Annotated in this window: 23 protein-coding genes; 17 read left to right on the top strand and 6 right to left on the bottom strand. The window is 71.2% G+C overall.

Features of this window, described 5'->3' with window-relative positions:
• Window positions 1-17 precede the first annotated feature (17 nt).
• Window positions 18-668: a DedA family protein gene (locus EXU32_RS14290; protein ID WP_130630503.1), complete on the bottom strand. Its 651-nt coding sequence runs from the start codon at window positions 666-668 to the stop codon at window positions 18-20.
• Between the two features lie 92 nt (window positions 669-760).
• On the opposite strand from EXU32_RS14290, the gene EXU32_RS14285 reads away from it, so the two are divergent.
• Complete coding sequence (locus EXU32_RS14285) at window positions 761-1,384, top strand: TrmH family RNA methyltransferase (RefSeq protein WP_207233809.1); 624 nt, start codon at window positions 761-763, stop codon at window positions 1,382-1,384.
• 26 nt (window positions 1,385-1,410) lie between these two features.
• Here EXU32_RS14285 and EXU32_RS14280 read toward each other — a convergent pair whose 3' ends face one another.
• A complete protein-coding gene (locus tag EXU32_RS14280) occupies window positions 1,411-2,712 on the bottom strand; it encodes an acyltransferase family protein (protein ID WP_130630501.1) in 1,302 nt (433 codons plus the stop codon).
• 94 nt (window positions 2,713-2,806) lie between these two features.
• Entirely contained in the window at window positions 2,807-4,330 is a 1,524-nt protein-coding gene (gene putP / locus EXU32_RS14275; protein ID WP_130630500.1) for a sodium/proline symporter PutP, read from the bottom strand.
• 111 nt (window positions 4,331-4,441) lie between these two features.
• On the opposite strand from putP, the gene EXU32_RS14270 reads away from it, so the two are divergent.
• From EXU32_RS14270 to EXU32_RS14225, 10 genes are all read left to right on the top strand, one after another.
• Window positions 4,442-5,644 (top strand): pyridoxal phosphate-dependent aminotransferase, encoded by a 1,203-nt coding sequence (locus EXU32_RS14270; protein ID WP_130630499.1) that lies wholly within the window; start codon window positions 4,442-4,444, stop codon window positions 5,642-5,644.
• Window positions 5,641-6,480 (top strand): GNAT family N-acetyltransferase, encoded by an 840-nt coding sequence (locus EXU32_RS14265; RefSeq protein ID WP_130630498.1) that lies wholly within the window; start codon window positions 5,641-5,643, stop codon window positions 6,478-6,480. The genes EXU32_RS14270 and EXU32_RS14265 overlap by 4 nt, the downstream gene beginning before the upstream one ends.
• Window positions 6,481-6,685: 205 nt before the next feature.
• Window positions 6,686-7,720, top strand: a complete 1,035-nt coding sequence (gene fbaA / locus EXU32_RS14260) for a class II fructose-bisphosphate aldolase (protein WP_130630497.1) — start codon at window positions 6,686-6,688, stop codon at window positions 7,718-7,720.
• Complete coding sequence (locus EXU32_RS14255; RefSeq protein ID WP_165399692.1) at window positions 7,720-8,121, top strand: DUF3151 domain-containing protein; 402 nt, start codon at window positions 7,720-7,722, stop codon at window positions 8,119-8,121. Before fbaA ends, EXU32_RS14255 begins: the two co-directional genes overlap by 1 nt.
• Window positions 8,122-8,324: 203 nt before the next feature.
• Window positions 8,325-9,119 (top strand): hypothetical protein, encoded by a 795-nt coding sequence (locus tag EXU32_RS14250; protein ID WP_130630496.1) that lies wholly within the window; start codon window positions 8,325-8,327, stop codon window positions 9,117-9,119.
• An 80-nt stretch (window positions 9,120-9,199) separates the two neighbouring features.
• Window positions 9,200-10,489, top strand: coding sequence for an adenylosuccinate synthase (locus tag EXU32_RS14245; protein WP_130630495.1), 1,290 nt, complete (start codon window positions 9,200-9,202; stop codon window positions 10,487-10,489).
• 123 nt (window positions 10,490-10,612) lie between these two features.
• Window positions 10,613-10,792, top strand: a complete 180-nt coding sequence (locus EXU32_RS14240) for a DUF5302 domain-containing protein (RefSeq protein ID WP_130630494.1) — start codon at window positions 10,613-10,615, stop codon at window positions 10,790-10,792.
• Between the two features lie 96 nt (window positions 10,793-10,888).
• Window positions 10,889-11,380 (top strand): SRPBCC family protein, encoded by a 492-nt coding sequence (locus EXU32_RS14235; RefSeq protein WP_130630493.1) that lies wholly within the window; start codon window positions 10,889-10,891, stop codon window positions 11,378-11,380.
• Between the two features lie 4 nt (window positions 11,381-11,384).
• Window positions 11,385-12,971, top strand: a complete 1,587-nt coding sequence (locus EXU32_RS14230; RefSeq protein WP_130630492.1) for a phytoene desaturase family protein — start codon at window positions 11,385-11,387, stop codon at window positions 12,969-12,971.
• On the top strand, window positions 12,968-14,032 hold the full coding sequence (locus tag EXU32_RS14225) for an NAD-dependent epimerase/dehydratase family protein (RefSeq protein WP_165399691.1): 1,065 nt from the start codon (window positions 12,968-12,970) through the stop codon (window positions 14,030-14,032). The genes EXU32_RS14230 and EXU32_RS14225 overlap by 4 nt, the downstream gene beginning before the upstream one ends.
• A gap of 64 nt (window positions 14,033-14,096) precedes the next feature.
• Here EXU32_RS14225 and EXU32_RS14220 read toward each other — a convergent pair whose 3' ends face one another.
• Window positions 14,097-16,301 carry a HelD family protein gene (locus tag EXU32_RS14220; protein ID WP_130630490.1) on the bottom strand — a complete coding sequence of 735 codons (2,205 nt, stop codon included), beginning with the start codon at window positions 16,299-16,301 and terminating at the stop codon, window positions 14,097-14,099.
• Between the two features lie 334 nt (window positions 16,302-16,635).
• Between EXU32_RS14220 and purD the strand changes: the two genes are divergently transcribed.
• Entirely contained in the window at window positions 16,636-17,925 is a 1,290-nt protein-coding gene (gene purD / locus EXU32_RS14215; protein ID WP_130630489.1) for a phosphoribosylamine--glycine ligase, read from the top strand.
• Between the two features lie 114 nt (window positions 17,926-18,039).
• Here purD and EXU32_RS14210 read toward each other — a convergent pair whose 3' ends face one another.
• A complete protein-coding gene (locus EXU32_RS14210) occupies window positions 18,040-18,342 on the bottom strand; it encodes a WhiB family transcriptional regulator (RefSeq protein ID WP_130630488.1) in 303 nt (100 codons plus the stop codon).
• Between the two features lie 55 nt (window positions 18,343-18,397).
• Between EXU32_RS14210 and soxR the strand changes: the two genes are divergently transcribed.
• The 4 genes from soxR to EXU32_RS14190 all read left to right on the top strand — a co-directional run bounded on the left by soxR (window position 18,398) and on the right by EXU32_RS14190 (window position 20,925).
• On the top strand, window positions 18,398-18,856 hold the full coding sequence (soxR, locus tag EXU32_RS14205) for a redox-sensitive transcriptional activator SoxR (RefSeq protein WP_130630487.1): 459 nt from the start codon (window positions 18,398-18,400) through the stop codon (window positions 18,854-18,856).
• Between the two features lie 114 nt (window positions 18,857-18,970).
• The gene (locus EXU32_RS14200) at window positions 18,971-19,366 is read left to right on the top strand and encodes a hypothetical protein (RefSeq protein WP_130630486.1); all 396 of its coding nucleotides are present in this window, start codon (window positions 18,971-18,973) and stop codon (window positions 19,364-19,366) included.
• Window positions 19,367-19,388: 22 nt separating this feature from the next.
• Window positions 19,389-20,345: a phosphoribosylaminoimidazolesuccinocarboxamide synthase gene (locus EXU32_RS14195; RefSeq protein WP_130630485.1), complete on the top strand. Its 957-nt coding sequence runs from the start codon at window positions 19,389-19,391 to the stop codon at window positions 20,343-20,345.
• 22 nt (window positions 20,346-20,367) lie between these two features.
• A complete protein-coding gene (locus EXU32_RS14190) occupies window positions 20,368-20,925 on the top strand; it encodes a helix-turn-helix domain-containing protein (RefSeq protein ID WP_242612801.1) in 558 nt (185 codons plus the stop codon).
• On the opposite strand, the gene EXU32_RS14185 is transcribed toward EXU32_RS14190, so the two are convergent.
• Window positions 20,919-21,287: a nuclear transport factor 2 family protein gene (locus EXU32_RS14185; RefSeq protein WP_130630484.1), complete on the bottom strand. Its 369-nt coding sequence runs from the start codon at window positions 21,285-21,287 to the stop codon at window positions 20,919-20,921. The genes EXU32_RS14190 and EXU32_RS14185 overlap by 7 nt on opposite strands.
• A 91-nt stretch (window positions 21,288-21,378) precedes the next feature.
• Between EXU32_RS14185 and EXU32_RS14180 the strand changes: the two genes are divergently transcribed.
• The gene (locus EXU32_RS14180) at window positions 21,379-22,929 is read left to right on the top strand and encodes a fatty acyl-CoA synthetase (RefSeq protein ID WP_130630483.1); all 1,551 of its coding nucleotides are present in this window, start codon (window positions 21,379-21,381) and stop codon (window positions 22,927-22,929) included.
• Window positions 22,930-23,099 lie beyond the last annotated feature (170 nt).

Below are 23,099 nucleotides of genomic sequence, written 5' to 3'. Positions count from 1 at the left end.
AGCCCTTTTGTGGAGGGTCAGCCCAGGGTGTCGACGTCGATCTGGTCGTCGGGGTCGTGGCTGCGACGTCGGGCGCGCAGGACCATCCACGCGAGGACGCCGAGCACGGCCAGGATGATCAGCAGGTAGACGACCTTGCTGATCGGGTCCATGTACTTCTCGACGAGCTCGTAGCGGTCGCCGAGCTGGAAGCCGAGCCAGACGAAGAGGCTGTTCCAGATGAGCGAGCCCGCGGTCGTGTAGCCGAGGAACTGCGCCACCGGCATCCGGTCGATCCCGGCCGGGATCGAGATCAGGCTGCGGATCCCGGGGACGAAGCGGCCGAAGAAGACCGCCTTCGGACCGTGCTTGGTGAACCAGACGTCCGTCTTGTCGATGTCGGAGACGTCGACGAGCGGCATCTTGTGCGCGATGGCCTTGAGCCGGTCCATGCCGAGCGCCGCACCGATCCCGTAGAGCAGCAGAGCACCGGTCACGGACCCGAGGGTGGCCCACAGGATCGCCTCGACCATCGAGTAGCGGCCCTGGGCGGCGGTGAAGCCGGCCAGCGGCAGGATCACCTCGCTAGGGATCGGCGGGAAGACATTTTCGAGGAAGATGCCGAGCGCGATGCCGGGCCCCCCGATGCTCTCCATGAGGGCGAGGACCCAGTCGACGATGGTCTGCATGCAGCCCTTCCGAGGCGGTGGCGTCTACCTTGGGGTCCGTGCGAACCCCGGATGATCATGCCAAGGCTAATGGCGAAGTCTCGACGCACCCTGTGAGCCACGGCGTCGGCCCGTGGGACGGTGACTGGCCCGATGACGCCCGGCTCGACCCCGAGCTGCTCCGTGACGGAGACCGGCGCAATGTCGAGGACCGGTATCGCTACTGGTCCCACGAGGCGATCACCGCCGACCTGGCCACGCGCCGCCACGACTTCCACGTCGCGATCGAGAACTGGGAGCACGACTTCAACATCGGCTCGGTGGTGCGCACCGCCAATGCGATGGGCGCGGCCGCCTTCCACATCGTCGGCAAGCGGCGCTGGAACCGACGCGGCGCGATGGTCACCGACCGCTACCAGGTGGAGCACCACCACCCGGACGTCGCCGACCTCGTGGAGTGGGCGAGCACGGCGGGCGAAGGGGGGACCCCCCTTCGCCTCATCGGTATCGACAACGTCCCCGGCTCGGTCCCGATCGAGACCTACGACCTGCCGCGCGGGTGCGTGCTCGTCTTCGGCCAGGAGGGACCTGGGATCTCGCCGGAGATGCTCGCGGCCTGCGACGACGTGCTGGAGATCAGCCAGTTCGGCTCGACCCGGTCGATGAATGCCGGCGCCGCAGCCGCCATCGCGATGCACGCGTGGGTGCGGCGGCACCATTTCGGCCAGACCCCGTGAGCTGAAGCACGAGCACAGAGCCCGGCTCAGACCCGCGGGTGCAGCGCCCGCACCGGCACGACCCGCAGCAGCAGCATGGCCGCGACCGGCAGCACCGGCCAGATCCAGTGGACCCCGTCGGCGGAGACGATGCCGGACTTGGCCATGACGGCCAGGCCACCGCAGACCGAGATCGTCGCGAGGACCGGGCGCCACACGCTCGGGGCGGGCCGCAGGTCGACGCTCGGGTCCTCGAGTCGACCGAAGACCGCGATGAGCGCGACCGTTGTGATGGCACAGATCGCGAACCACACCGGACGGGTCGCCCACCACTGACCGCTCGCGGGCTCGAGGTGCAGACCGCGGCCGCCGAAGGCCAGGGAGAGCCCGACGAGACCGAGCATCGCGGTCATGTGCCACAGGTAGAGCGTCATGATCCGGGCGTTGACGGCGATCGTCGCCTTCCACGCAGCGGGACGCTGCAGCATCGTCTGGAGTGGACGCTCGGCCAGCAGCGCGATCCCGATCTGGAACATCCCGAGGAAGAGCAGGGTCACGCGGGCCGGGTAGGAGTTCTCGATCGGCTGACCGGTGCCGACCATGCTCACCGGGTAGGGGCCGAAGTACACCAGGGCCGAGACGGCAGCAAGACCGTTGGCCGACAAGGCGATTCGGCGGACAGCGCCGTCGAGGGCCCCGTCACGCCACGCATAGCCGAGCTGGTGGACGCTCGCCCAGACGAAGAGGTAGTTGAGGAAGCCCACGAGGATCGAGTCGGTCGAGATCGAGACCAGGTCGACGGTCCCGGCGATCGCCACACCGACGAAGAAGCTCCACCAGCCGAAGCGCTCCCACAGCGCGAGCGTCAGCGGGGCGACGGCCACGACGAGGACGTAGGCAGCGAGGAACCAGGTCGGCACGAGAGCGGCCTGGCTCGCCGTGCGCAGCAGGTCGGGCGACGCCCCGGCCGCGAGCCCGACGGAGCAGATGCACAGCCAGGCGAGCAGCAACGGCAGCACCGGCGTCATGAGGCGACGCAGCCGGGCGCGCTGCCAGATGGCCCAGCCATCCCCCTTCGCCCTCGCGGAGCGCCACGAGGTGGCGTTGGCGTACCCGCCGACGAGGAAGAACAACGGCATGACCTGCAGGACCCAGGTCATGCCCTGCATCGGCTTGACCAAGTCGAGGGTGTTGGCGAGCGACACGTCGCCGTCGCGCACGACCACCGCCGCCATCAGCCAGTGGCCGAGCACGACGACGCCGATGGCGATCGCGCGGTAGAAGTCGACGACCCGGTTGCGGGTGTCGGGCGTGGCCGCCGCGAGGCGGGAGATCGTGGTCGCGTCCATGACCACGACACTTCCTGCCCCGCGGCGAAGGGGGATGCGCCGGACTACTCAGCGTGTGCCCGGGCCACTACTCATCCCGTGGTGGTCGGAGTACTCAGTCCCGCGTCAGGTCGATGTCGCCACGCGAGGCGCTCAGCTCGCGCTCCATGAGGTCGAACTCGGCGTCGACCTCGGGGTTGGTGGACGGCATGAGCTTGGAGACGACCACGGCCACGAGCAGGTTGAGGACGAAGCCGGGGACGATCTCGTACATCCTGTCGCTCAGGGCGTCGATGTTGCCCCAGACGAAGACGGTGACCGCCCCGGTGATCATGCCGGCCAGGGCACCGGCCGCCGTGAGCCGGCGCCAGTACAGCGACAGCAGGACGATCGGGCCGAAGGCGGCGCCGAAGCCCGCCCACGCGAAGGCGACGAGCTCGAGGATCGCCGAGCTGGGGTCGAGCGCGAGCAGCAGCCCGACGACGGCGACGACGAGCACGCCGATCCGGCCGTACATGAGCAGGGCCTTGTCGGAGGCCTTGCGTCCGGTGAGGTTGACGAGGTCCTCGACGAGCGCCGAGGAGCACACGACGAGCTGGCTGGACATCGTCGACATGATCGCGGCGAGCACTGCCGCGAGGACGAACCCGGCGACGAGCGGGTGGAAGAAGACCTGGCTGAGCAGGAGGAAGACGGTCTCCGGGTCGTCGAGCGCCTTGGCCGGGTCCGGGCCGTTGAAGTAGGCGACACCGATGAGGGCGGTCGTGATGGCACCCAGGGCGGTGATGATCATCCAGGTGGTGCTGACGATCCGGCCGTAGTGGGCGTCGGCGGGGGAGCGCAGGGCCATGAAGCGCACGATGATGTGCGGCTGGCCGAAGTAGCCCAGGCCCCACGCGGCCGTCGAGAAGATGCTGACCGCCAGCAGCACGGCACCGTCGTTGCCGGCGAAGAGGTTGAAGGCATCGGGGTTGACCGTCTGGACGCCGTCCACGATGTCGCCGACCGAGCCCATCTTGAAGACGGCCACGATCGGCACCGCGACGAGCGCGGCAAACATCAGCAGGCCCTGGGCGACGTCGGTGAGCGTCGCGCCCAGGAAGCCACCGAAGAGCGTGTAGAGCAGCGTGATCGCCGCGACGAGCAGCACGCCGTGCAGATAGGTCCAGCCGAAGGAGCTCTCGAAGAACTTGCCCGCGGCCACCATCCCGGAGGAGACGTAGAAGGTGAAGAAGACGAGGATGATCAGCGCCGCGACGATGCGCAGCAGGTTGGTCCGGTCGCGCAGGCGACGGCCGAAGAAGCTCGGGATGGTGATCGAGTCACCGGCGATCTCGGTGTAGGCACGCAGCCGGGGGGCCACGAACTTCCAGTTGAGCCAGGCGCCGATGGTCAGGCCGATGGCGATCCACGACTCGATGAGGCCGGAGGCGTAGATCGCGCCGGGCAGGCCCATGAGCAGCCAGCCGGACATGTCGGCGGCGTTGGCGGACAGGGCCGCGACAGCCGGGTGCAGCCCGCGCTCGGCGAGCATGTACCCGTCGATGTTGCGGGTGCGCGTGTAGGCGTAGAACCCGATGGCGATCATCAGCGCGAAGTACACCCCGATCGCGATGAGTTGATAGGTCGTCTCCGACATGGCTGTCCTTGCTCTCGGGGTCTGGCTGCGGGTGTGGCCGGCCGACTGTACCGCCGCAGCGTGGGCCCGGTCACATGCCGCCGCCCCGAGGGCCGGTGTGAGGATGTGGTCATGACGTCATCTCCCTTCGCCCCGTCCGCCCGGTCGGCCGTCGCCCCCTTCGAGGTCATGGACGTCCTCGCCACCGTCGCCCGCATGCGCGCCGAGGGAAGGGAGGTCATCTCGCTGTGTGCGGGGGAGCCCAGCCAGGGTGCGCCGAGCGCCGTCCACGCGGCCGCCGCCCGCATCCACACCGAGGCCCGGCCCCTCGGGTACACCCCGGCGCTCGGGACCGCCCCCCTTCGCGCGGCGATCGCGGGTCACTACGGCCGCTGGTACGGCCTCGACGTCGACCCGACCGAGGTGGCGGTGACGACGGGCAGCTCTGGGGGCTTCGTCCTCGCCTTCCTCGCGGCCTTCGACCACGGCGACCGCGTCGCGCTCGCCCGCCCCGGCTACCCGGCCTACCGCAACATCCTCGCCGGCCTCGGGTGCGAGGTCGTCGACATCGCGACCGGCCCGGTCGAGCGCTACCAGCCGACCGTCGCCCAGCTCGAGGCCGCGCACGCGCAGGCACCGCTCGCCGGGCTCGTCCTCGCCTCGCCCGCCAACCCGACCGGCACGATGGTCGACCGCGGTGAGCTCACCGCGATCGCCGCCTGGTGCAGCGCCCACGGCGTGCGGCTGGTGAGCGACGAGATCTACCACGGCGTCACCTACGCCGACGGACCCGACGCGAAGGGGGTGAGTGCCCGCGAGGTCGACGAGCACGCGATCGTCGTCTCCTCCTTCAGCAAGTACTGGGGGATGACCGGCTGGCGGCTGGGCTGGCTGCTCGTCCCGCAGGACCTGCGCGCGGCGGTCGACGCTCTCGCGGGCAACATCGCGCTCTGCCCGCCGGCCGGCGCGCAGGAGGCTGCCGTGGCCGCCTTCACCGAGGAGTCCTACGAGCAGGGCGAGGCCGCGCGGCAGGACTTCGCCCGGGCGCGCGAGGTGCTGCTCGAGCGGGCGGCCGAGCTCGGTTGGGGCGCAGCGGCTCCCGCCGACGGCGCCTTCTACTACTGGGCGGAGCTGGGGGACCGGCTGGCGGGCTTCGCCGACGCGCGGGAGTACGCGGCGGCGCTGCTCGAGGCGACCGGGGTGGCCGTGACGCCGGGGGGCGACTTCGACCCCGTGGTCGGCTCGCGGTGCGTGCGGTTGTCCCTCGCCGCGGGGCCCGATGCGATCAATGAGGCGCTCGATCGCATCATCGCGTGGCAGGGGTCGCGGGCGTGACGCTCCTGGAGGACTTCCACGCCCAGATCCGACTGGCCGGGCGCGAGGACGAGCCTCGGCCGGGGATGGTGCAGGACACCGACGGGCCGGTGCGGCGCACGTGGTCGCAGGACCCGGCCGGGTTCGCGATGGTCGAGTGCCCGGCTGGTCTGGGGGAGGACCCGGACCACTGGATCGCGCGGCAGGTCGACTTCTTCGCCGGGCGCGGGCAGGAGCTCGAGTGGAAGACCTATGACTACGACGAGCCGGCCGACCTGCTCGAGCGGTTGCGGGCCCACGGCTTCACCGTCGAGGACGACGAGGCGCTGGTCCTGGGCGAGGTCACGGACCTCCTCCACCCCGTGACGGCGAAGGGGGTGCGCCTGCGCCTCGTCGACGTGGCGGACGACGGCGCCTTCGCCGGGATCGCCGACCTCCACGAGATCGTCTGGGGGCGGCGCGACGGCCACACCCAGCAGCTGCGCGAGGAGCTGCGGCGCACGCCCGGGACGCTCGACGTCTTCGTCGCGGAGGCGGCCGAGCCGATGCAGGTCGGGCCGGTGGTCGGGTCGGGGCAGGCCGTGGGTCACCGGGTCGAGGTCGGGCAGGTCGTGTGCGGCGCCTGGGTGCGCTACAGCCCGGGCACCGACTTCTGCTCGCTCTGGGGCGGGACCACGCACCCCGCCGCCCGCCGACGCGGGATCTACCGGGCCCTCGTGGCGCAGCGGGCGCAGCGGGCCAGCGAGCGCGGCTTCCCCTTCGTCCGGGTGGACTGCTCACCGGACTCGCTGCCGATCCTCACCCGCCTGGGCCTGGAGCGGGTCGCGACGACCGTCCCAGCGACCCGCACCCCGTGAAGGCAGAAGCTACCCGCGGGTACGACACCCACTACTGACGTAGATCTCGCACAGAACCTCAGAAGTCCGGGGTTCCCGTGAAGCGCGGCTCGACAAGTGCACGTCGTACCCGCACGTAACATGCGCGACCGCGACCCGGCCGCAGGTCGATCTGCGAGGATCGTGGCAAAAGACCAACCGATCACGCGCCAGGAGGCTCTCCGCCATGCCCATCGCCACCCCAGATGTCTATCGAGACATGCTCGACCGCGCCAAGGCGGGCTCCTTCGCCTACCCCGCGATCAACGTGACCTCCAGCCAGACGCTCAACGCTGCGATCCGCGGTTTCGCCGAGGCCGGCAGTGACGGCATCGTGCAGGTCTCCACCGGCGGCGGTGAGTACCTGTCCGGCCCGACGGTCAAGGACATGGTCACCGGGTCGCTCGCGCTCGCTGCCTATGCGCAGGAGGTCGCCAAGAACTTCGACGTCAACATCGCCCTGCACACCGACCACTGCCCCAAGGACAAGCTCGACGGCTTCGTCCGCCCGCTGCTCGCGGCGAGCAAGGAGCGCAAGGACGCCACCGGCCTGCCGATCTTCCAGTCGCACATGTGGGACGGCTCGGCCGTGCCGCTCGCCGAGAACCTCCAGATCGCGCAGGAGCTCCTCGAGCTCTCCGCGGCGGCCGACATCATCCTCGAGGTCGAGATCGGTGTCGTCGGTGGCGAGGAGGACGGTGTCGCCAACGAGATCAACGACCAGCTCTACACGACCCCCGAGGACGCCCTCGCGACCGTCGAGGCACTCGGCCTGGGGGACAAGGGCCGGTACATGACCGCCCTGACCTTCGGCAACGTCCACGGTGTCTACAAGCCGGGCAACGTCAAGCTGCGGCCCGAGATCCTGAAGCAGTGCCAGGACGCGATCGTCGCGAAGTACGGCAGCGACCACGGCGAGCGGCCGCTCGACCTCGTCTTCCACGGCGGCTCCGGCTCGACCGCGCAGGAGATCAGCGACGCCGTCGACTTCGGCGTCGTGAAGATGAATGTCGACACCGACACCCAGTACGCCTTCACCCGTCCGGTCGCCGGCTGGATGCTCGAGAACTACACCGGAGTGCTCAAGATCGACGGCGAGGTCGGCAACAAGAAGCAGTACGACCCGCGCGCCTGGGGCAAGGAGGCGGAGGCCGCCATGGCCGCCCGCATCGTCGAGGCCTGCGAAAACCTGCGCTCTGCCGGGACGTCGGTGAAGGCCTGATGGACAACCTGCTCGGCATCCCTGAGACGCTCCTGCCCGAGGACCCCGCCGCCGCACGCATCGACGCCGGTGAGGACGCCACCTCCGTGGCGGCGGACCTCCCTTCGTCCTCTTTGCCGTGGGCGGTGCTCGCCGAGGCCGCCCTCGACGGCGGCCGCTCGATCGAGGCCTACGCCTATGCCCGCACCGGCTACCACCGCGGGCTCGACGCGCTGCGCCGCTCCGGGTGGAAGGGCCAGGGGCCGGTCCCGTGGTCGCACCTGCCCAACCGCGGCTTCCTCCGCTCGCTCGCGGCGCTGTCGCAGGCGGCCGGTGAGATCGGCGAGGCCGACGAGGAGCTGCGCTGCCGCACCTTCCTCACCGACTCGTCGCTGGAGGCGGCCCGGGCCCTGCTCGGCTGACCACGACATGCACGAAGGGCGTCACGACCAGTGGTCGTGACGCCCTTTGTCGTCGGTCCGGTGTCCCGTGTCCGGAAGTGCGAGGCGCGGGGCGCCGCTCTGAGTCCCCTGATCCATCGGCGGCGCCCGCGCGCAGGCTCATTCTGCCGCACGACGAGCAACAAAGGTGGCACTAGACGGCCAGTGGCAATAACATGCCAATCATGTCCCCATCGCCGCCGCACGACGAGCCGCTGCTCCGCCTCGAGCGTTATCTCGCCGAGGACACCATCCGGATCGAGCAGGGCCGCGAAAAGCTCGTCGACATCGGTGACGCACTGATGACCCTGCGGGCGCGGATGCACAACATCGACCTCGGCGACGACCCCGGTGTGCAGGTGCTCACCCAGGAGATGGCGGCGCCGATGATCGACCGGATCGCCGGCCAGGTGGAGCGCACGCACAACGTCATCCTCGACCTCGAGACCGGTGCCGGTCGCGAGGAGATCAACGGTCGCCACGAGCGCTCGCGTGCCGTCGAGGGGCAGGTCCAGCGGACCCTGCTGCACCCGTCGGCACTGGGCACCGAGCTCGCGCGCAGCGAGCTGGCGGCCAAGCGGGGGACCGGGCAGGAGCAGCGGGTCTCGGACCTCGTGGGCACCGAGTTCATCGTCCTCGGTGACGAGGCGGTCATCACCCTGTCGGAGTGGGGTCGGACCCGGTCGCCCTATGTCTTCATCCGCAACCCCGCTCTCGTGCAGTGCTTCTCGGCGTGGTTCGAGCTGATGTGGTCGGTCGCGCCTGAGATCGAGGTCCCCGAGGCGGGCGCCGACGAGGCGCTCATCCGGATGCTGGCCCTCGGGGCCAAGGACGAGATGATCGCCCGCACCCTGCACGTCGGGCTGCGCACCGTGCGGCGCCGGGTCGCGGCCCTGATGGACCAGTACGGGGTGGCCACGCGCTTCCAGCTCGGGGTCGCTCTGGAGCGCGACGGGAGGCTCGCGAAGTCGCCTCGGTAGAGTGGACCGGGTGAGCAGCCGCGGGAGTCCCGCGGCTGATGTGCTGTCGAGACCCGCTCCAGAGCGGGCGAGGAGGACCGATGCCGGCGATCGTGCTGATCGGAGCCCAGTGGGGCGACGAGGGCAAGGGCAAGGCCACCGATCTGATGGGTAACGACGTCGACTACGTCGTGAAGTTCAACGGTGGCAACAACGCAGGCCACACCGTCGTCATCGAGGGTGAGAAGTACGCGCTGCACCTGCTGCCCTCGGGCATCCTGACCCCCACCGTGACCCCGATCATCGGCAACGGCGTGGTCATCGACCTCGAGGTGCTCTTCCACGAGCTCGACGGGCTCGACGCGCGCGGGGTCGACACCTCGAAGCTGCTCGTCAGCGCCAACGCGCACCTCATCCCGCCGTACAACCGCACGCTCGACAAGGTGACCGAGCGCTTCCTCGGCAAGCGCAAGATCGGGACGACCGGGCGCGGCATCGGCCCGACCTACGCCGACAAGATGAACCGCATCGGGATCCGCGTGCAGGACATCTTCGACGAGGGCATCCTGCGGCAGAAGGTCGAGGCCGCTCTCGCCTTCAAGAACCAGGTCATGGCGAAGATCTACAACACCCGCGCCTCCGACGTCGACGCCGTCGTCGAGGAGCTGCTGTCCTACGCCGACCGCCTGCGCCCCATGGTCGCCGACACCAGCCTGGTGCTGGAGAAGGCGCTCGACGAGGGCAAGAACGTCCTCCTCGAGGCCGGTCAGGCGACCCTGCTGGACGTCGACCACGGCACCTACCCCTTCGTCACCTCGTCCTCCGCGACGGCCGGTGGCGCGTGCACCGGCTCGGGCATCCCGCCGACCCGGGTCAGCCGCGTCATCGCGATCCTCAAGGCCTACTCGACGCGCGTCGGCGAGGGCCCCTTCCCCACCGAGCTCTTCGACGACGACGGCGAGTTCCTGCGCAAGACCGGCCACGAGTACGGCACCACGACGGGTCGGCCGCGCCGCACCGGGTGGCTCGACGCGGTGGTGGGCCGCTACGCGACGCGGATCAACGGCGTGACCGACTTCGTCATCACCAAGCTCGACGTGCTCACCGGGCTCGAGCGGGTGCCGATCTGCGTCGCCTACGAGATCGACGGCGAGCGGGTCGACGAGATGCCGGTCAACCAGTCCGACGTGCACCACGCCAAGCCGATCTACGAGTACCTCGACGGCTGGTGGGAGGACATCACCGCCTGCCGCACCTTCGAGGAGCTACCCGCCAACGCCCAGGCCTATGTCCTGCGTGCCGAGGAGCTCATCGGTGCCCGGGTCTCGGCCATCGGTGTCGGCCCCGGGCGCGAGGAGATCATCCCGCGGCACCCGCTGCTCGACTCCTGAGCCACTCCTGAGCCGCTCGTGGCGCGTCGGCGCGAAAAGGCGTTGCCTTCTCTCCCTTCGTGCTGGAAGGTGTGACAGACGGGCCCGCAGCTGCGGTCCCGGCCGCCGACGAAGGGAGGTCCCATGAGCAACCACGAGAGCGCTCCTGAGGACGTGAAGGCGAAGTTCCGGGAAGCGCTGGAGAAGAAGCAGCAGCACGGCGGCGCGAATGTCTTGCGCGGTGGGGCTCACGGCAAGGTCGAGGACTCGCACCGGGCCGAGACCACCGCGACCCAGCAGATGTTCCGCCGCAAGAGCGGCTGACCGACACCTCCACCTGGCGGCCCTCGAAGCGGATGCTTCGGGGGCCGTCGGGTATTGGTGGGGTGGACGAGACCCCGACACCAAAGGAGAGCAACCATGGGCGACGACGCGGCCCCGACGCACGACTGGTCCGGGGCAGCCCCGGTGCGCTGGACGACGACCGCACCACCCGAGCGCGTGTGGTCGGTGATCGAGGACGGCTGGACCTATGCCGCGTGGGTCGTCGGCGCCTCGCGGGTGCGCTCCGTGGATGAGTCCTGGCCTGCCGAAGGGGCCCATCTGCACCACTCGGTCGGGGTGTGGCCGATCGTGAGGGATGATCGGACATCGGTGGTGGAGATCGACCCCGCGCAGATGCGGATCGTCCTCCAGGCGCGCGTGCGACCCTTCGGGACGCAGCTCGTCGAGATCGAGGTCAGCAGCCAGCCAGGAGGGACGATGGTCACGATGCGCGAGGACGCCTCCGGCGGTCTGGCCGTCCTGGTCCCCCGACCGGTGCGCCAAGCCGGGTTGATCATCCGCAACCGTGAGGCACTGCGGCGGTTGTGCCTGCTCGCCGAGCGCGAGACGCACGTCGAGGAGGTCTGAGGGTTTGGAGAGCGTCGACGCCGTCGTCGTCGGTGCCGGGCACCACGGCCTCGTCACCGCCGCGTACCTGGCCGATGCCGGCTGGGACGTGCTCGTCGTCGAGGAGCGTGAGCGCGTCGGAGGAGCCGTCGCCAGCCGCAGCAGCGACGGCTGGATCGAGGACGAGTTCAGCGCCTGCCACCCGCTCGCGATGGCCTCGCCGGTGCTGCGCGAGCTCGATCTCGAGTCGCACGGCCTGCAGTGGGCCAACGCGGTGCGGCCGCTCGCCCACGTCGCAGGCCCGGGCGAAGGGGGAGTCCCTCTCGACATCGACGCCGAGGCGACCGCGGCCGGGCTCGACCGCGAGCACGCCGGCGACGGGGAGGCCTGGCTGCGGATGGTCGCCCAGTGGGACCGGGTCCGTGACCCGCTCCTCGCGGCCCTGCTCACCCGCTGGCCGCCGGTCAAGGACGCCGCTCGAGTCCTCGCCCGCCTGGGGCTGCGTGAGGCGCCCGACCTGGCCCGGCTCGCCGTACTGCCGGTGACCCGGCTCGCGGCCGAGGGCTTCGGCGGCAGCGGGGCCGGGCAGCTGCTCGCGGGCAACGCGATGCATGCCGACATCCCTCCGACCTCCGCCGGGAGCGGGCTCTACGGGTGGCTGATGACCATGCTGTGCCAGGACGTGGGCTTCCCGTCGCCCCGAGGCGGCACCCGGGCGCTCGCCGATGCCCTGCGCCGCCGGGCGGAGAGCGCCGGTGCGCGGGTCGAGACCGGTACGGCCGTCTCGCGGGTCGTCGTCTCCAGCGGTCGCGTGCACGGCGTCGAGCTGGCCGATGGGCGACGGATCCGTGCCAGTCGCGCCGTCGTCGCCGACACCAGCGCCCAGGCGCTCTACGAGAGCCTGCTCGACCCGGCCGCCGTGCCCGAGGGGCTGCGGCGGCGGATGCAGCACTTCGAGTGGGACCTGCCGACGCTCAAGCTCAACCTGCGGCTCGATGCCCCCATGCCGTGGACGGCGCCGGCGGCCCGAGGCGCCGGTGTCGTGCACGTGGGCCACGACGTGCCGGGACTCGTGCGGTGGTCCGCGGACCTGGAGAGCGATGTCGTGCCCGAGAGGCCCTTCGCCCTCGTCGGCCAGATGAGCACGATCGACCCGTCGCGCTCGCCCGCCGGCACCGAGGCGCTGTGGCTGTACACGCACCTGCCGCGCGGCCGGCACGACGACCCGGCCGCGGTCGACCAGGTGGTCGCCGGCTGCGAGGACCTGCTCGAGTCGTTGGCCCCCGGCTGGTCCGGCCACGAGGTCGGACGGTGGGTCCAGAGCCCCCAGGACCTGCAGGCCGCCGACGCCAACCTCGGCCACGGGGCCGTGGGCGGGGGCACCCAGCAGCTCTTCCAGCAGGCGATCTGGCGGCCGGTGACCGGACTGGGCGGACCGCGCACGCATGTCGCCGGGCTCTACCTCGGCAGCGCGGCGACCCACCCGGGTGGTGGAGTCCACGGCGGCTGCGGCTACCTCGCAGCCCGCGCCGCCCTGCAGGACGCCCGCTGGTGGGGCCGGCCCCGCCAGCAGCTGCTCGTGACCACGCTGCAGCGGATGCACGACTCGTGACGCGGGTCGTCATCTCCGGCGCGAGCGGCAACATCGGCTCGGCGCTCGTCCCCGCGCTGCTCGCCTCCGGCCACCACCCGGTGGCGTTGGCCCGCCGACCGCCACGCGAGGCGGACGGGGCCGAGTGGGTGCGCGCCGACCTGAGCACACCCGACGGGCAGCAGGCCCTGACCAGGGCGCTGCGGGGCGCCGACGCCTACGTCCACCTCGCCTGGCCGCTGCAGCCGATGCGTCGGCCGGGACTCCTGCACGACCGTGGCCCGCGGATGCTCCTGCCCTGCGTGGCGGCCGCGCTCGAGGCCGGGGTCGGCAAGGTCGTGCACCTGTCGTCGGTGGCGGCCTACGCGCCCGGCTCGGGTGGCGAGCGGGTCGACGAGACCTGGCCCCTCGAGGGCGCCGCGGACTCGCCCTATGCCCGTGGCAAGGTCCTGGGTGAGCGGCGTCTGGACGTGCTGGCCCGGTCCCGCTCGGCGCTGGACCGGGTGGCCGTGCTGCGTCCGTGCCTCGTCGGGCAGCGGCGGGCCGGGGCCCAGATGGCGCGCTACGGACTGCCGGCGGTGCTGGCTGCCACCCGGGCGGTGCGTCACCTGCCGTGGGTGCCCAGGGCCGACGGTTTCGCCCTGCAGATGGTGCACTCCGACGACGTCGCGCGCGCGGTCGTGGCGAGTATCGAGCAGGACGCCTCGGGGCCCTTCAACCTCGCGGGTGAGGGCACGCTCGGTGGGCGTGAGATCGCCAGGGCACTGGGCGCCCGGCCCGTGCGGCTCCCGAGGGGGCTCCCGCGGCTCGCGGCCGCAGCCGCCTGGCACACGCACCTGGGTCCGCTGGACCCGACCTGGGTCGACATGGCCGCACAGGCCCCGCTCATGGTCACGGGCCGCGCCCGGTCGGTCCTGGGGTGGCGCCCCGAGCACCCTGCGGTCGACGTCCTCCGCGAGGTCGTCGACGGGATGCGGTCAGGCGCCGGTGGCGCGAGCGCAGCCCTGCGGCCCGCGGGCTCGGACTCCGAGGCGCGTGGCTGGACGAGTCTGGGGTCGGTCGCCCGCAGGTCGATGACCTGAGGCTGCCTTCGGCCGGTCGGGAGCGACTGCCCGCGACGCCGCGCGGCTGCCCGCGCCCTGACGGTCAGTCGGTCGGGCGCAGCACCGTCATCCGGTGCGCCGCACGGGTGAGCACGACGTAGAGCACGCGGGCGCCGCCCGGGGACTCCGAGGCGATCGCGTCGGGGTCGACGACGAGCGTGGCATCCCACTCCAGACCCTTGGTCGAGAGCGGGTCGATGACGACGACCCGGCCGTCGTGCGTCCCGGCGAGCGACAGCACCGCGTCGACGTGCCGCTGCGGGGTGATGACGGCGATCGACCCGTCGACCTCCTGCGCGAGTGCGTCGAGGGCCTGTGCCGCAACGGCGCCCACGTCGGGACGGGAGGTGTCGAGCGCGTCGCCGAAGCTGATCTCGACCGGGTCGACGCCCGTCTCGCGCACGGCGTCGGGGATGTCGGCGTCCGGCACGATCGGCAGGATGACGTCCCGTGCGTAGTCGAAGATCTCCTGCGCGTTGCGGTAGTTGGTCGTCATGTGGAAGGCCTGCCGCGGCTGGTTGCCGTAGGCCTCCTCGCGCGCCTGGTCGGCCTCGGCGGTGTCCTGCCAGGACGCCTGGGCGACGTCCCCGACGACGGTCCACGAGGCACGCCGACCGCGTCGACCGATCATCCGCCACTGCATCGGCGAGAGGTCCTGGGCCTCGTCGACGAGGATGTGCGCGTACTCGCCGGGGCGGCCGACGGTGCCGTGGAGCAGACGCTCGCGGGCGTTGGTCGGGGTCAGGCTGTGGCTCATCTCGGGAGCCGTGATGGCCGAGCCCATGGCGCGCAGCTCCTCGACGCCGTCGAGCTCCTCGATCTCGTAGAAGGAGCGCTCCTCACGCTCTGGCTCCTCGACCTGACCGAGGCGGACCGACAGGTCGTCGACGAGGGCGGCGTCGGAGACACTCCAGGTCCCGGCCTCGAGGGTCTCGCGGGCCGAGTGCGCCAGTGCAGCGGCATCGCCCTGGCTGAGCACGGAGCGACACACCTCGTAGGCGAGCTCGGTGTCGGCGAGCCACAGCAGGGCCTCGCGGGGGTCGACCTGCGGCCACCACTCGGCGACGAAGTCGTCGATGGCCATCGACTCGTCGAAGGAGTCCATGAACTCGTCCCGGTCACCCTCGCGGACCTGACGCCAGGCAGCCTGGGCGAGCAGCTCGCGCACGTAGCCGGTGGCCTGGTTGCGGCTGCGGTCGCGCAGCGCGCGCCGCCGGATGTCGTCGAGCACGCGCTCCTCGAGGCGCACCGGGAGGCCGCCGACCATGGCCCGCAGGCTGGTGGGGGCGCCCGGCACGGCACGGGAGGCGAGGCGTCGCAGGACGGTTCGCATCTGCAGCGACCCCTTGATCGCCGCGACCTCCGGGGGGTCGTGACGTACCGCGGTGATGACGTCGACGACGTCGCCGAGGGAGCGCAGGACGACCGAGTCCTCGCCGAGCGAAGGGAGGACCCGCTCGATGTACGCGGTGTAGGCCGAGGAGGGTCCGATGACGAGGATGCCGCCGGACTCGTAGCGGCGCCGGTTGGCGTAGAGCAGGTAGGCGGCCCGGTGCAGCGCGACGACCGTCTTGCCGGTGCCGGGGCCACCGCTGATCTCGGTGATCCCGCGGTCGGTGGCGCGGATCGCCTCGTCCTGGTGGGTCTGGATCGTCGCGACGATGTCGCGCATCTGCTGACCGCGGGTGCGGGTGAGGGCGGCGAGCAGGGCGCCGTCACCGACGATGACCATGTCGTCGGGGGCCTCGGGGACCATGAGGTCGTCCTCGACGCCGATGACCTCGTCACCGCTGCAGCGCAGCACTCGACGGCGGATGACTCCGCGGTTGTCGACGGGAGTGGCCTGGTAGAAGGGGGAGGCAGCAGGTGCGCGCCAGTCGATGACGAGCGGCTCGTAGTCGTCGTCGCGCACGCCGAGGCGGCCGATGTAGCGGATCTCGCGGTCCGAGCTCTCGTCGGGGTCGCCGTGCTCCAGGTCGAGGCGGCCGAAGACGAGGCCCTCGTGCTGGTTCTCCAGGTGCGAGATGCGGCGGGCGGCGGTGTAGACGAGGGCGTCCCGCTCGAAGAGCCCGGACATCTCCTCGTCCCGCACGTCGCCGGTGCGGTCGGTGCGGCCGCGGGACATGCCGTCGACGGCGACGAGGTCGGCCCGTCTGCCGGCCTTGGCCAGCTCGGCGTGGACGCGATCGAGGTGCTGCTGCTCGGTGGCGACCTCCGCTGCGACGGCGTCGACGTGGGTGTCGGTCACGTGTCGTCCTGCTCTTCCTGCTCAATCGGGCGGAACACGTGAGTCTAGTTCCTCCCGGCAACGTCCCGGTGCCGGGCCGGGGCGAGAGCGGCAGCGGCAGCCGACCGGCAAGAACTTCAGGCGCCATCTTGATTTCACCCTCAACAAAGTGTCAGTATCAAGAGGTCGGCTTCGGCCGATGATCGCGCGGTCGGTGTCCCCCCTGATGTCTGGACCCGCGATCTGGGGCGCAGCTCACGACAGATACCCCCTGCCTGCCGAGAGCTGCGCCCCCCTTTGTGCCCTTTTGCGGTCGGCGCACCGCTCCTGGCCCCGGGTCTCGTAGGCTCCCCCCGTGAAGGTTCTCGTCATCGGCTCCGGCGCCCGCGAGCACGCTCTCGTCCGCGCCCTCACCCTCGATCCCACCGTGGCTGCGGTCATCGCTGCCCCGGGCAACCCCGGTACCGACGCCCTGGCGCTCACCGAGCCGGTCGACGCGACCGACCCGCAGGCCGTCGTCGAGCTCGCCCGCCGCCACGCGGTCGACCTCGTCGTCGTCGGGCCGGAGGCCCCACTGGTCGCAGGCGTGGCCGATGCCCTGCGCGAGGCCGGGTTCCGCTGCTTCGGGCCGGACGCCGACGCCGCCCGCCTCGAGGGCAGCAAGGCCTACGCCAAGGAGGTCATGGCCGCTGCCGAGGTCCCGACCGCGATGGCCCGGGTCTGCGCCGACGAGGACGAGCTGGCGCAGGCCCTCGACACCTTCGGTCCCCCCTTCGTGGTCAAGGACGACGGGCTGGCGGCCGGCAAGGGCGTGGTGGTCACCGAGGACCGAGCCGTCGCCATGGAGCACGGTCTGGCCTGCCTGGCGAAGGGAGATGACGCCCGCGTCGTCATCGAGGAGTTCCTCGACGGCCCCGAGGCGAGCCTCTTCTGCATCTGCGACGGCACCACGGTGGTCCCGTTGGACCTGGCCCAGGACTTCAAGCGGATCTTCGACGGTGACGAGGGCCCCAACACCGGCGGGATGGGCGCCTACAGCCCGCTGACGTGGGCCCCCGAGGGTCTCGTCGACGACGTCGTGGCCCGGGTGGCGCAGCCGGTGGTCGACGAGATGGCGCGGCGGGGGACTCCCTTCGTCGGGGTGCTCTACGTCGGGCTGGCGCTGACCTCGCGGGGGCCTCGGGTCATCGAGTTCAACGTGCGCTTCGGTGACCCGGAGACCCAGTCCGTCCTCGCCCGGCTGGAGTCGCCGCTGGCGGTGCTGCTCGGCGCGGCCGCCGATGGTCGGCTCGACGCGCACGACCCGCTGCGCTGGAGCCCGCAGTCAGCCGTGACCGTCGTCATCGCCGCCGAGGGCTACCCGGCCGCGCCCGTGACGGGTGTGGCCATCGACGGGCTGGAGGACCTGGCCGCGGGCGAGCTCGCCGAGCACGTCCACGTCCTGCATGCCGGCACCGCGATCGACGACGACGAGGCCCAGCTGGTCTCCGCCGGCGGTCGTGTCCTGTCGGTCGTGGCCCTCGGTGACGACCTCGTCCAGGCCCGCGAGCGCGCCTACGAGGCGGTCGAGCAGATCGGTCTCGATGGTGGCCACCACCGCACCGACATCGCCCTGCGCGCTGCCCGGGGCGAGATCCGCGCCTGACGCCCGACCGCCGGGCTCGTTGTAGGGCCCCTGGACCCGTTGGAGGTAAACGCGCGGGCCCTTCGTCCGCGTGTCGACGTCCACCCGTGAGCCAGGGCCGCTGGCGAAGGGGGCTCAGGCCGCCGTGTCCTTGCGCGGGCGCCCTCTCACCCGCTTGCGGGGGATGACGCGGCCGTCGTCGAGGATCTGTCCGCCCCACACGCCCCAGGGCTCGCGGCGCTCGATCGCTCCCTGCAGGCACGCCAGCTGCAGCGGGCAGCCTCGGCACAGGGTCTTGGCCTGCTCCAGCGCCTCGGGGGTCTCGGCGAACCACAGCTCCGGATCGCCCACGCACGGCGTCGTCAGGGAGTCCGGCCGGGACGACGGGGACGATGGCGAAGGGGGCGTGGTCGCCCGGGCGGGGATCGTCGAGGTCATGACCGACACCCTCTGACCTCAAGTCCGCTTGAGGTCAAGCGCTAGGTTGTCGGTCATGGACAAGCGCGACCTGCTGACGATCGGCGAGGCCGCCGCGCGCTGCGGCGTGAGCGTCCCGACGATGCGCTTCTACGAGTCCAAGGGGCTGGTCCACTCCACCCGGACCGCCGGCAACCAGCGCCGGTACCCCCGGCACACGTTGCGGCGGGTGGCCTTCGTCCGGGCGGCGCAGCGCTTCGGCCTGGCGCTCGCCGACATCCGGCAGGCGCTCGACACCCTCCCGGTGGACCGCCCGCCGACGGCCCGGGACTGGGAGCGTCTCTCGCGCCGGTGGCACGACGCCCTGCAGGAGCGGATCGACGCGCTCGTCGAGCTGCGGGACACGACCTCCGGCTGCATCGGTTGCGGCTGCCTGTCCACGAGCAGCTGCCCGATCTACAACGCCGACGACCGGCACGCGCAGGACGGGCCCGGGGCCCAGCGCTGGCCCCAAGGCCTGCGCGACGATCGCTGAAGCCCCGCATTCCCCCATGGCAATGCCGACGAGCGGTCGTGGTCCGGGTGCTCGCCCGCGTCGCCACTCCCTTCGTCGCCGTGTGCGGGCTGGTCGAGCGGGTACGAGGTCGCCATGGACGCAGCGCATCGCAGACCGGACGGCGTCGACGACCAGACGGTCGAGGCGCTCGGCAAGCTGTCGGAGGCCCTCGAGGTCGTCGAGGAGGCTCGGGGCCACCTCTACGCCTTCCACCGTCGGTGCGGGACCGCCGACCTGACCCTCCAGGAGGCCGTGGGCCTGCTGCGCCGGGCGGGTCACACCGCGATGGCTGACGACCTGCAGACCAACCTCGTGGGCCGCAACGTGCTCCCGGACCGCTGGAGCTACCAGGTCGTCGAGGAGTACGACGCGATGTACCACGAGCCCTTCCGGGCGGCGGAGGCCGCGGCACGGGAGGAGCTCGTCGAGGGGAGGCGTCACCTCTACGAGGCGGAGATGAAGGTGTCGGAGCGGCGCGACGGGCCGTGAGGCCGCCTGCAAAGATGGCCGCATGACGACTGACGGCCACCTCGAGCTGCCCGGATACGCCCACGTCTACTCCGGCAAGGTGCGCGACCTCTACGCGCCGCTCGGTGCTGACGGCGCAGCACGCCAGGACCAGCTCCTCCTCGTCGCGAGCGACCGGATGTCGGCCTACGACTTCGTCCTCGACACCCCGATCCCCGACAAGGGGGCCGTGCTGACCCAGATGTCGCTGTGGTGGTTCGAGCAGATGGCCGACCTCGTGCCGCACCATGTCGTCTCGACCGAGGTGCCGGCCGCCGTCGCCGGGCGGGCGGTGCTGGTCGAGCGTCTGGCGATGTTGCCCGTCGAGTGCGTCGCGCGGGCCTACCTCACCGGTGGTGGGCTGAACGAGTACCGGTCCACCGGTGCCGTGAGTGGTGTCGAGCTGCCCGCCGGGCTCGTCGACGGCTCGCCGCTGCCGGAGCCGATCTTCACGCCCTCGACCAAGGCGCCGATGGGCGAGCACGACGAGCCGATCCCCTTCGCCGGCGTCGTCGACGAGGTCGGTCAGGCGCTCGCCGAGCGGGCCCGCGACCTCACCGTGCGGATCCTGCAGCGGGGCAACGAGATCGCCACCGAGCGCGGCATCATCCTCGCGGACACCAAGGTAGAGTTCGGCCTGCGTGGCCTGACCCTGGGCGAAGGGGAGGACGAGCGGGCCGCGATCCGCGACCGGGGGGCCGACTGCGAGATCGTCCTCGCGGACGAGGTCCTCACGCCGGACTCCTCACGCTTCTGGCCGGCCGAGTCCTGGGAGCCGGGCCGTCAGCAGCCCAGCTACGACAAGCAGTACGTCCGCGACTGGCTGACGTCCTCGGCGAGCGGGTGGGACAAGAGCGCGGGCGAGGCACCCCCTTCGCTCCCGGAGGACGTCGTCGCCCAGACGCGCGCGAAGTACGTCGAGGCCTACGAGCGACTGACGGGGCAGACCTTCCGCGCCTGACGTATCAGATCTGACACGATGGATGATCGAGCAGCCCGCGCTGGTCCGTGTGCTCGAGTCCGCCGCCCACCTGCAGGAGATCGTCCCCGACGCCGTGCTCGTCGGAGAGTCCACCGGTGCTCGAGGAGGAGTCGTGAGCGTGTCCTTCCGCAATGTCGACGTCGATCCGACCGCAGCCGTCGAGACCTGGCCCTACGAGGCGATCGTCACGGTCATCGAGCGAGGCTCGATCACCGACTGGATCGTGCTGACCCGGGCCATCGATGCCGACCCGTGGGGGCCGGTGGCCCGTCAGGTGGAGGACTACCTGTCCTACGAGTCTCCCTATGGGGTGGGGCCATTGCTCGGTCGCGCCATCGCGCGGGCGCGATGCCAGGCCGAGGAGCGGGAGCGTGCGGCGGTGGCCGACGAGGTCCGGCGGCTCGTCGCCGACTCCGGCATGACGACGGAGGAGTTCGCGCGCAGCGTCGGTACCTCGCGCAGCCGGCTCTCGACCTATCGCACGGGGCGGGTCGTGCCCTCGGCGACGATGATGCACCGCATGCGGGGCGCTGGTGGACGTGCCACGCCTGCTCAGTAGCGATCGACGACCGGGACCTCCCGCGTCGGCGGCTCGTAGGGCTCGGGCCAGAAGTCGTCGATCTCGGTGATCAGGCCATCGCCGAATCGGAAGAAGCACAGGCCCGTCATGGTCTCGTCGCCGACGGCGAAGCTCGTCCAGCTCACCCCTTCGTCGTCCTGGGCGATGACTCGCTCGACGGTCAGGTGCCAGTCGCCGGGGTAGGTCTGGTTGAAGGCCACGTAGTCGGCGCGACCGCGCACGATCTCGCGGGTCTGAGGATCTCGGTAGACGACGTCGGGGGCCACCGTCCGCCCGAAGGCCTCCCAGTCCCGCTCCTCGCAGGCGCGCCAGTACTGCTTGATGAGTGAGTGTCCGTCCATGTGTGGACGATAGGGCCCGGCGCCGACAACGCCTCGGCGGCGGTCAGTCGTCGCCCTTCCGCCAAGCCGCTTCCCGGGGCAGACTGCGGTCATGTCGAAGACCGAGATGGACACTGCCCGCGCCAACGGACTGGGAGAGGTGCTGCGGCGCAGCGCTGCCCGCTTCCGCGACAAGACCGCGATCATCGACGGGGAGACCCGCTGGAGCTTCCGCGAGCTCGACGCGATCGTCATCTCCGTGGCCGCCGGTCTGGCCCAGCGCGGCGTGGCGAAGGGGGACCGGGTCGCCCTGCTCAGCCGCAACAGCGCCGAGTTCGCCGCGATCGCATGGGGCACCGCGCGACTCGGGGCCATCCTCGTGCCGATCAACTTCATGCTCACCGCAGACGAGGTCGGCTGGATCCTCGGCGACGCCGAGCCGGTCGCCTTCATCGCCCAGCCCGAGTTCGTCGCGACCGCGCAGTCCGCGATCGAGAGCAGCGGGCAGGAGGTGACCACGCGCATCGTCTCCGGGGGAGAAGCCGCGGGGTGGACCCCCTTCGCCGATCTCGTCGGGACCGACGCCTCCGGCTGGACGCCCCCCCACGTCGCCGACGACGACCCGATCCGTCTCATGTACACCTCCGGCACCGAGTCCCGGCCGAAGGGAGCGCTGCTCACCTCCCGCGCGCTGCAGGCCGAGTACCTCAGCGCGATCATCGACGGCGGCATGACCGGCGACGACATCGACCTGCACACCCTGCCGCTCTACCACTGCGCGCAGCTGGACTGCTTCCTCGGCCCGGACATCATGCTCGGTGCGACGAGCATCATCCTGCCCGCGCCGGAGCCGGGAGCAGTGCTGCGCGCCATCGCCGAGCACGGGATCACGAAGTACTTCGCGCCGCCGACGGTGTGGATCGGGCTGCTGCGGCACGCGGACTTCGACGCCACCGACCTGTCCTCGCTGCGCAAGGGCTACTACGGGGCGGCGGCCATGCCGGTCGAGGTGCTCAAGGAGATCCTGCAGCGGCTGCCGGAGCTCAACCTGTGGAACTTCTACGGCCAGACCGAGCTCGCACCGGTCGCGACGATCCTGCCGCCGCACGAGCAGCTCTCGCATGCCGGATCTGCTGGTCGCCCGGTGCTCAATGTCGAGACCCGCCTCGTCGACGACGACGGCAACGAGGTCCCGGTCGGCGAGGTCGGCGAGGTCGTGCACCGCAGCCCGCAGATCGCCGCCGGCTACTGGCGCAACGAGGCCAAGACCGCAGAGGCCTTCGCCGGCGGTTGGTTCCACTCCGGTGACCTGGCCGTCGCCGACGACGAAGAAAGGATCACGATCGTCGACCGCAAGAAGGACATGATCAAGACCGGTGGCGAAAATGTCGCCTCCCGCGAGGTCGAGGAGGCGATCTACACCCACCCAGATGTCGCCGAGGTCGCTGTCTTCGCGCTGGCCGACCCCAAGTGGATCGAGGCGGTGACCGCGACGGTCGTGGCCCGCGAGGGGTCGACCCTGACGGCCGAGGCGATCCAGGAGCAATGCGCCGGGATCCTCGCCCCCTACAAGCGGCCCAAGCGGATCGAGATCCTCACCGAGCTGCCCAAGAACCCGAGCGGCAAGATCCTCAAGCGGGAGCTGCGCGAGCGCTTCAGCTGACGCCGACCTACGTTGCGTTCCTCCGCACGATCAACCTCGGAACGAAACGCAGTTCCCCAAGGCCATCCTGCAGCGCGTCGTCGAGACCGTCGGCACGGCCGTCGCGGTCCACCTCAACGGCTGCAGAGGCAGCGACCTACCACGCCGCGACGTTGCCCGGGATGGTCGAG

The organism is Janibacter limosus (assembly GCF_004295485.1).
Taxonomy (GTDB): domain Bacteria; phylum Actinomycetota; class Actinomycetes; order Actinomycetales; family Dermatophilaceae; genus Janibacter; species Janibacter limosus_A.
The sequence above is the reverse complement of the archived record's forward strand: the minus strand, read 5'-3'. Positions and strand labels throughout refer to the sequence as shown.

Excerpts from the sequence above, each read along its gene's own strand:
- EXU32_RS14290 (WP_130630503.1), bottom strand. The coding sequence starts at position 668 with ATGCAGACCATCGTCGACTGGGTCCTCGCCCTCATGGAGAGCATCGGG.
- EXU32_RS14280 (WP_130630501.1), bottom strand. The coding sequence starts at position 2,712 with ATGGACGCGACCACGATCTCCCGCCTCGCGGCGGCCACGCCCGACACC.
- putP (WP_130630500.1), bottom strand. The coding sequence starts at position 4,330 with ATGTCGGAGACGACCTATCAACTCATCGCGATCGGGGTGTACTTCGCG.
- EXU32_RS14270 (WP_130630499.1), top strand. The coding sequence starts at position 4,442 with ATGACGTCATCTCCCTTCGCCCCGTCCGCCCGGTCGGCCGTCGCCCCC.
- fbaA (WP_130630497.1), top strand. The coding sequence starts at position 6,686 with ATGCCCATCGCCACCCCAGATGTCTATCGAGACATGCTCGACCGCGCC.
- EXU32_RS14255 (WP_165399692.1), top strand. The coding sequence starts at position 7,720 with ATGGACAACCTGCTCGGCATCCCTGAGACGCTCCTGCCCGAGGACCCC.
- EXU32_RS14250 (WP_130630496.1), top strand. The coding sequence starts at position 8,325 with ATGTCCCCATCGCCGCCGCACGACGAGCCGCTGCTCCGCCTCGAGCGT.
- EXU32_RS14245 (WP_130630495.1), top strand. The coding sequence starts at position 9,200 with ATGCCGGCGATCGTGCTGATCGGAGCCCAGTGGGGCGACGAGGGCAAG.
- EXU32_RS14240 (WP_130630494.1), top strand. The coding sequence starts at position 10,613 with ATGAGCAACCACGAGAGCGCTCCTGAGGACGTGAAGGCGAAGTTCCGG.
- EXU32_RS14235 (WP_130630493.1), top strand. The coding sequence starts at position 10,889 with ATGGGCGACGACGCGGCCCCGACGCACGACTGGTCCGGGGCAGCCCCG.
- EXU32_RS14210 (WP_130630488.1), bottom strand. The coding sequence starts at position 18,342 with ATGACCTCGACGATCCCCGCCCGGGCGACCACGCCCCCTTCGCCATCG.
- soxR (WP_130630487.1), top strand. The coding sequence starts at position 18,398 with ATGGACAAGCGCGACCTGCTGACGATCGGCGAGGCCGCCGCGCGCTGC.
- EXU32_RS14200 (WP_130630486.1), top strand. The coding sequence starts at position 18,971 with ATGGACGCAGCGCATCGCAGACCGGACGGCGTCGACGACCAGACGGTC.
- EXU32_RS14195 (WP_130630485.1), top strand. The coding sequence starts at position 19,389 with ATGACGACTGACGGCCACCTCGAGCTGCCCGGATACGCCCACGTCTAC.
- EXU32_RS14190 (WP_242612801.1), top strand. The coding sequence starts at position 20,368 with ATGATCGAGCAGCCCGCGCTGGTCCGTGTGCTCGAGTCCGCCGCCCAC.
- EXU32_RS14185 (WP_130630484.1), bottom strand. The coding sequence starts at position 21,287 with ATGGACGGACACTCACTCATCAAGCAGTACTGGCGCGCCTGCGAGGAG.
- EXU32_RS14180 (WP_130630483.1), top strand. The coding sequence starts at position 21,379 with ATGTCGAAGACCGAGATGGACACTGCCCGCGCCAACGGACTGGGAGAG.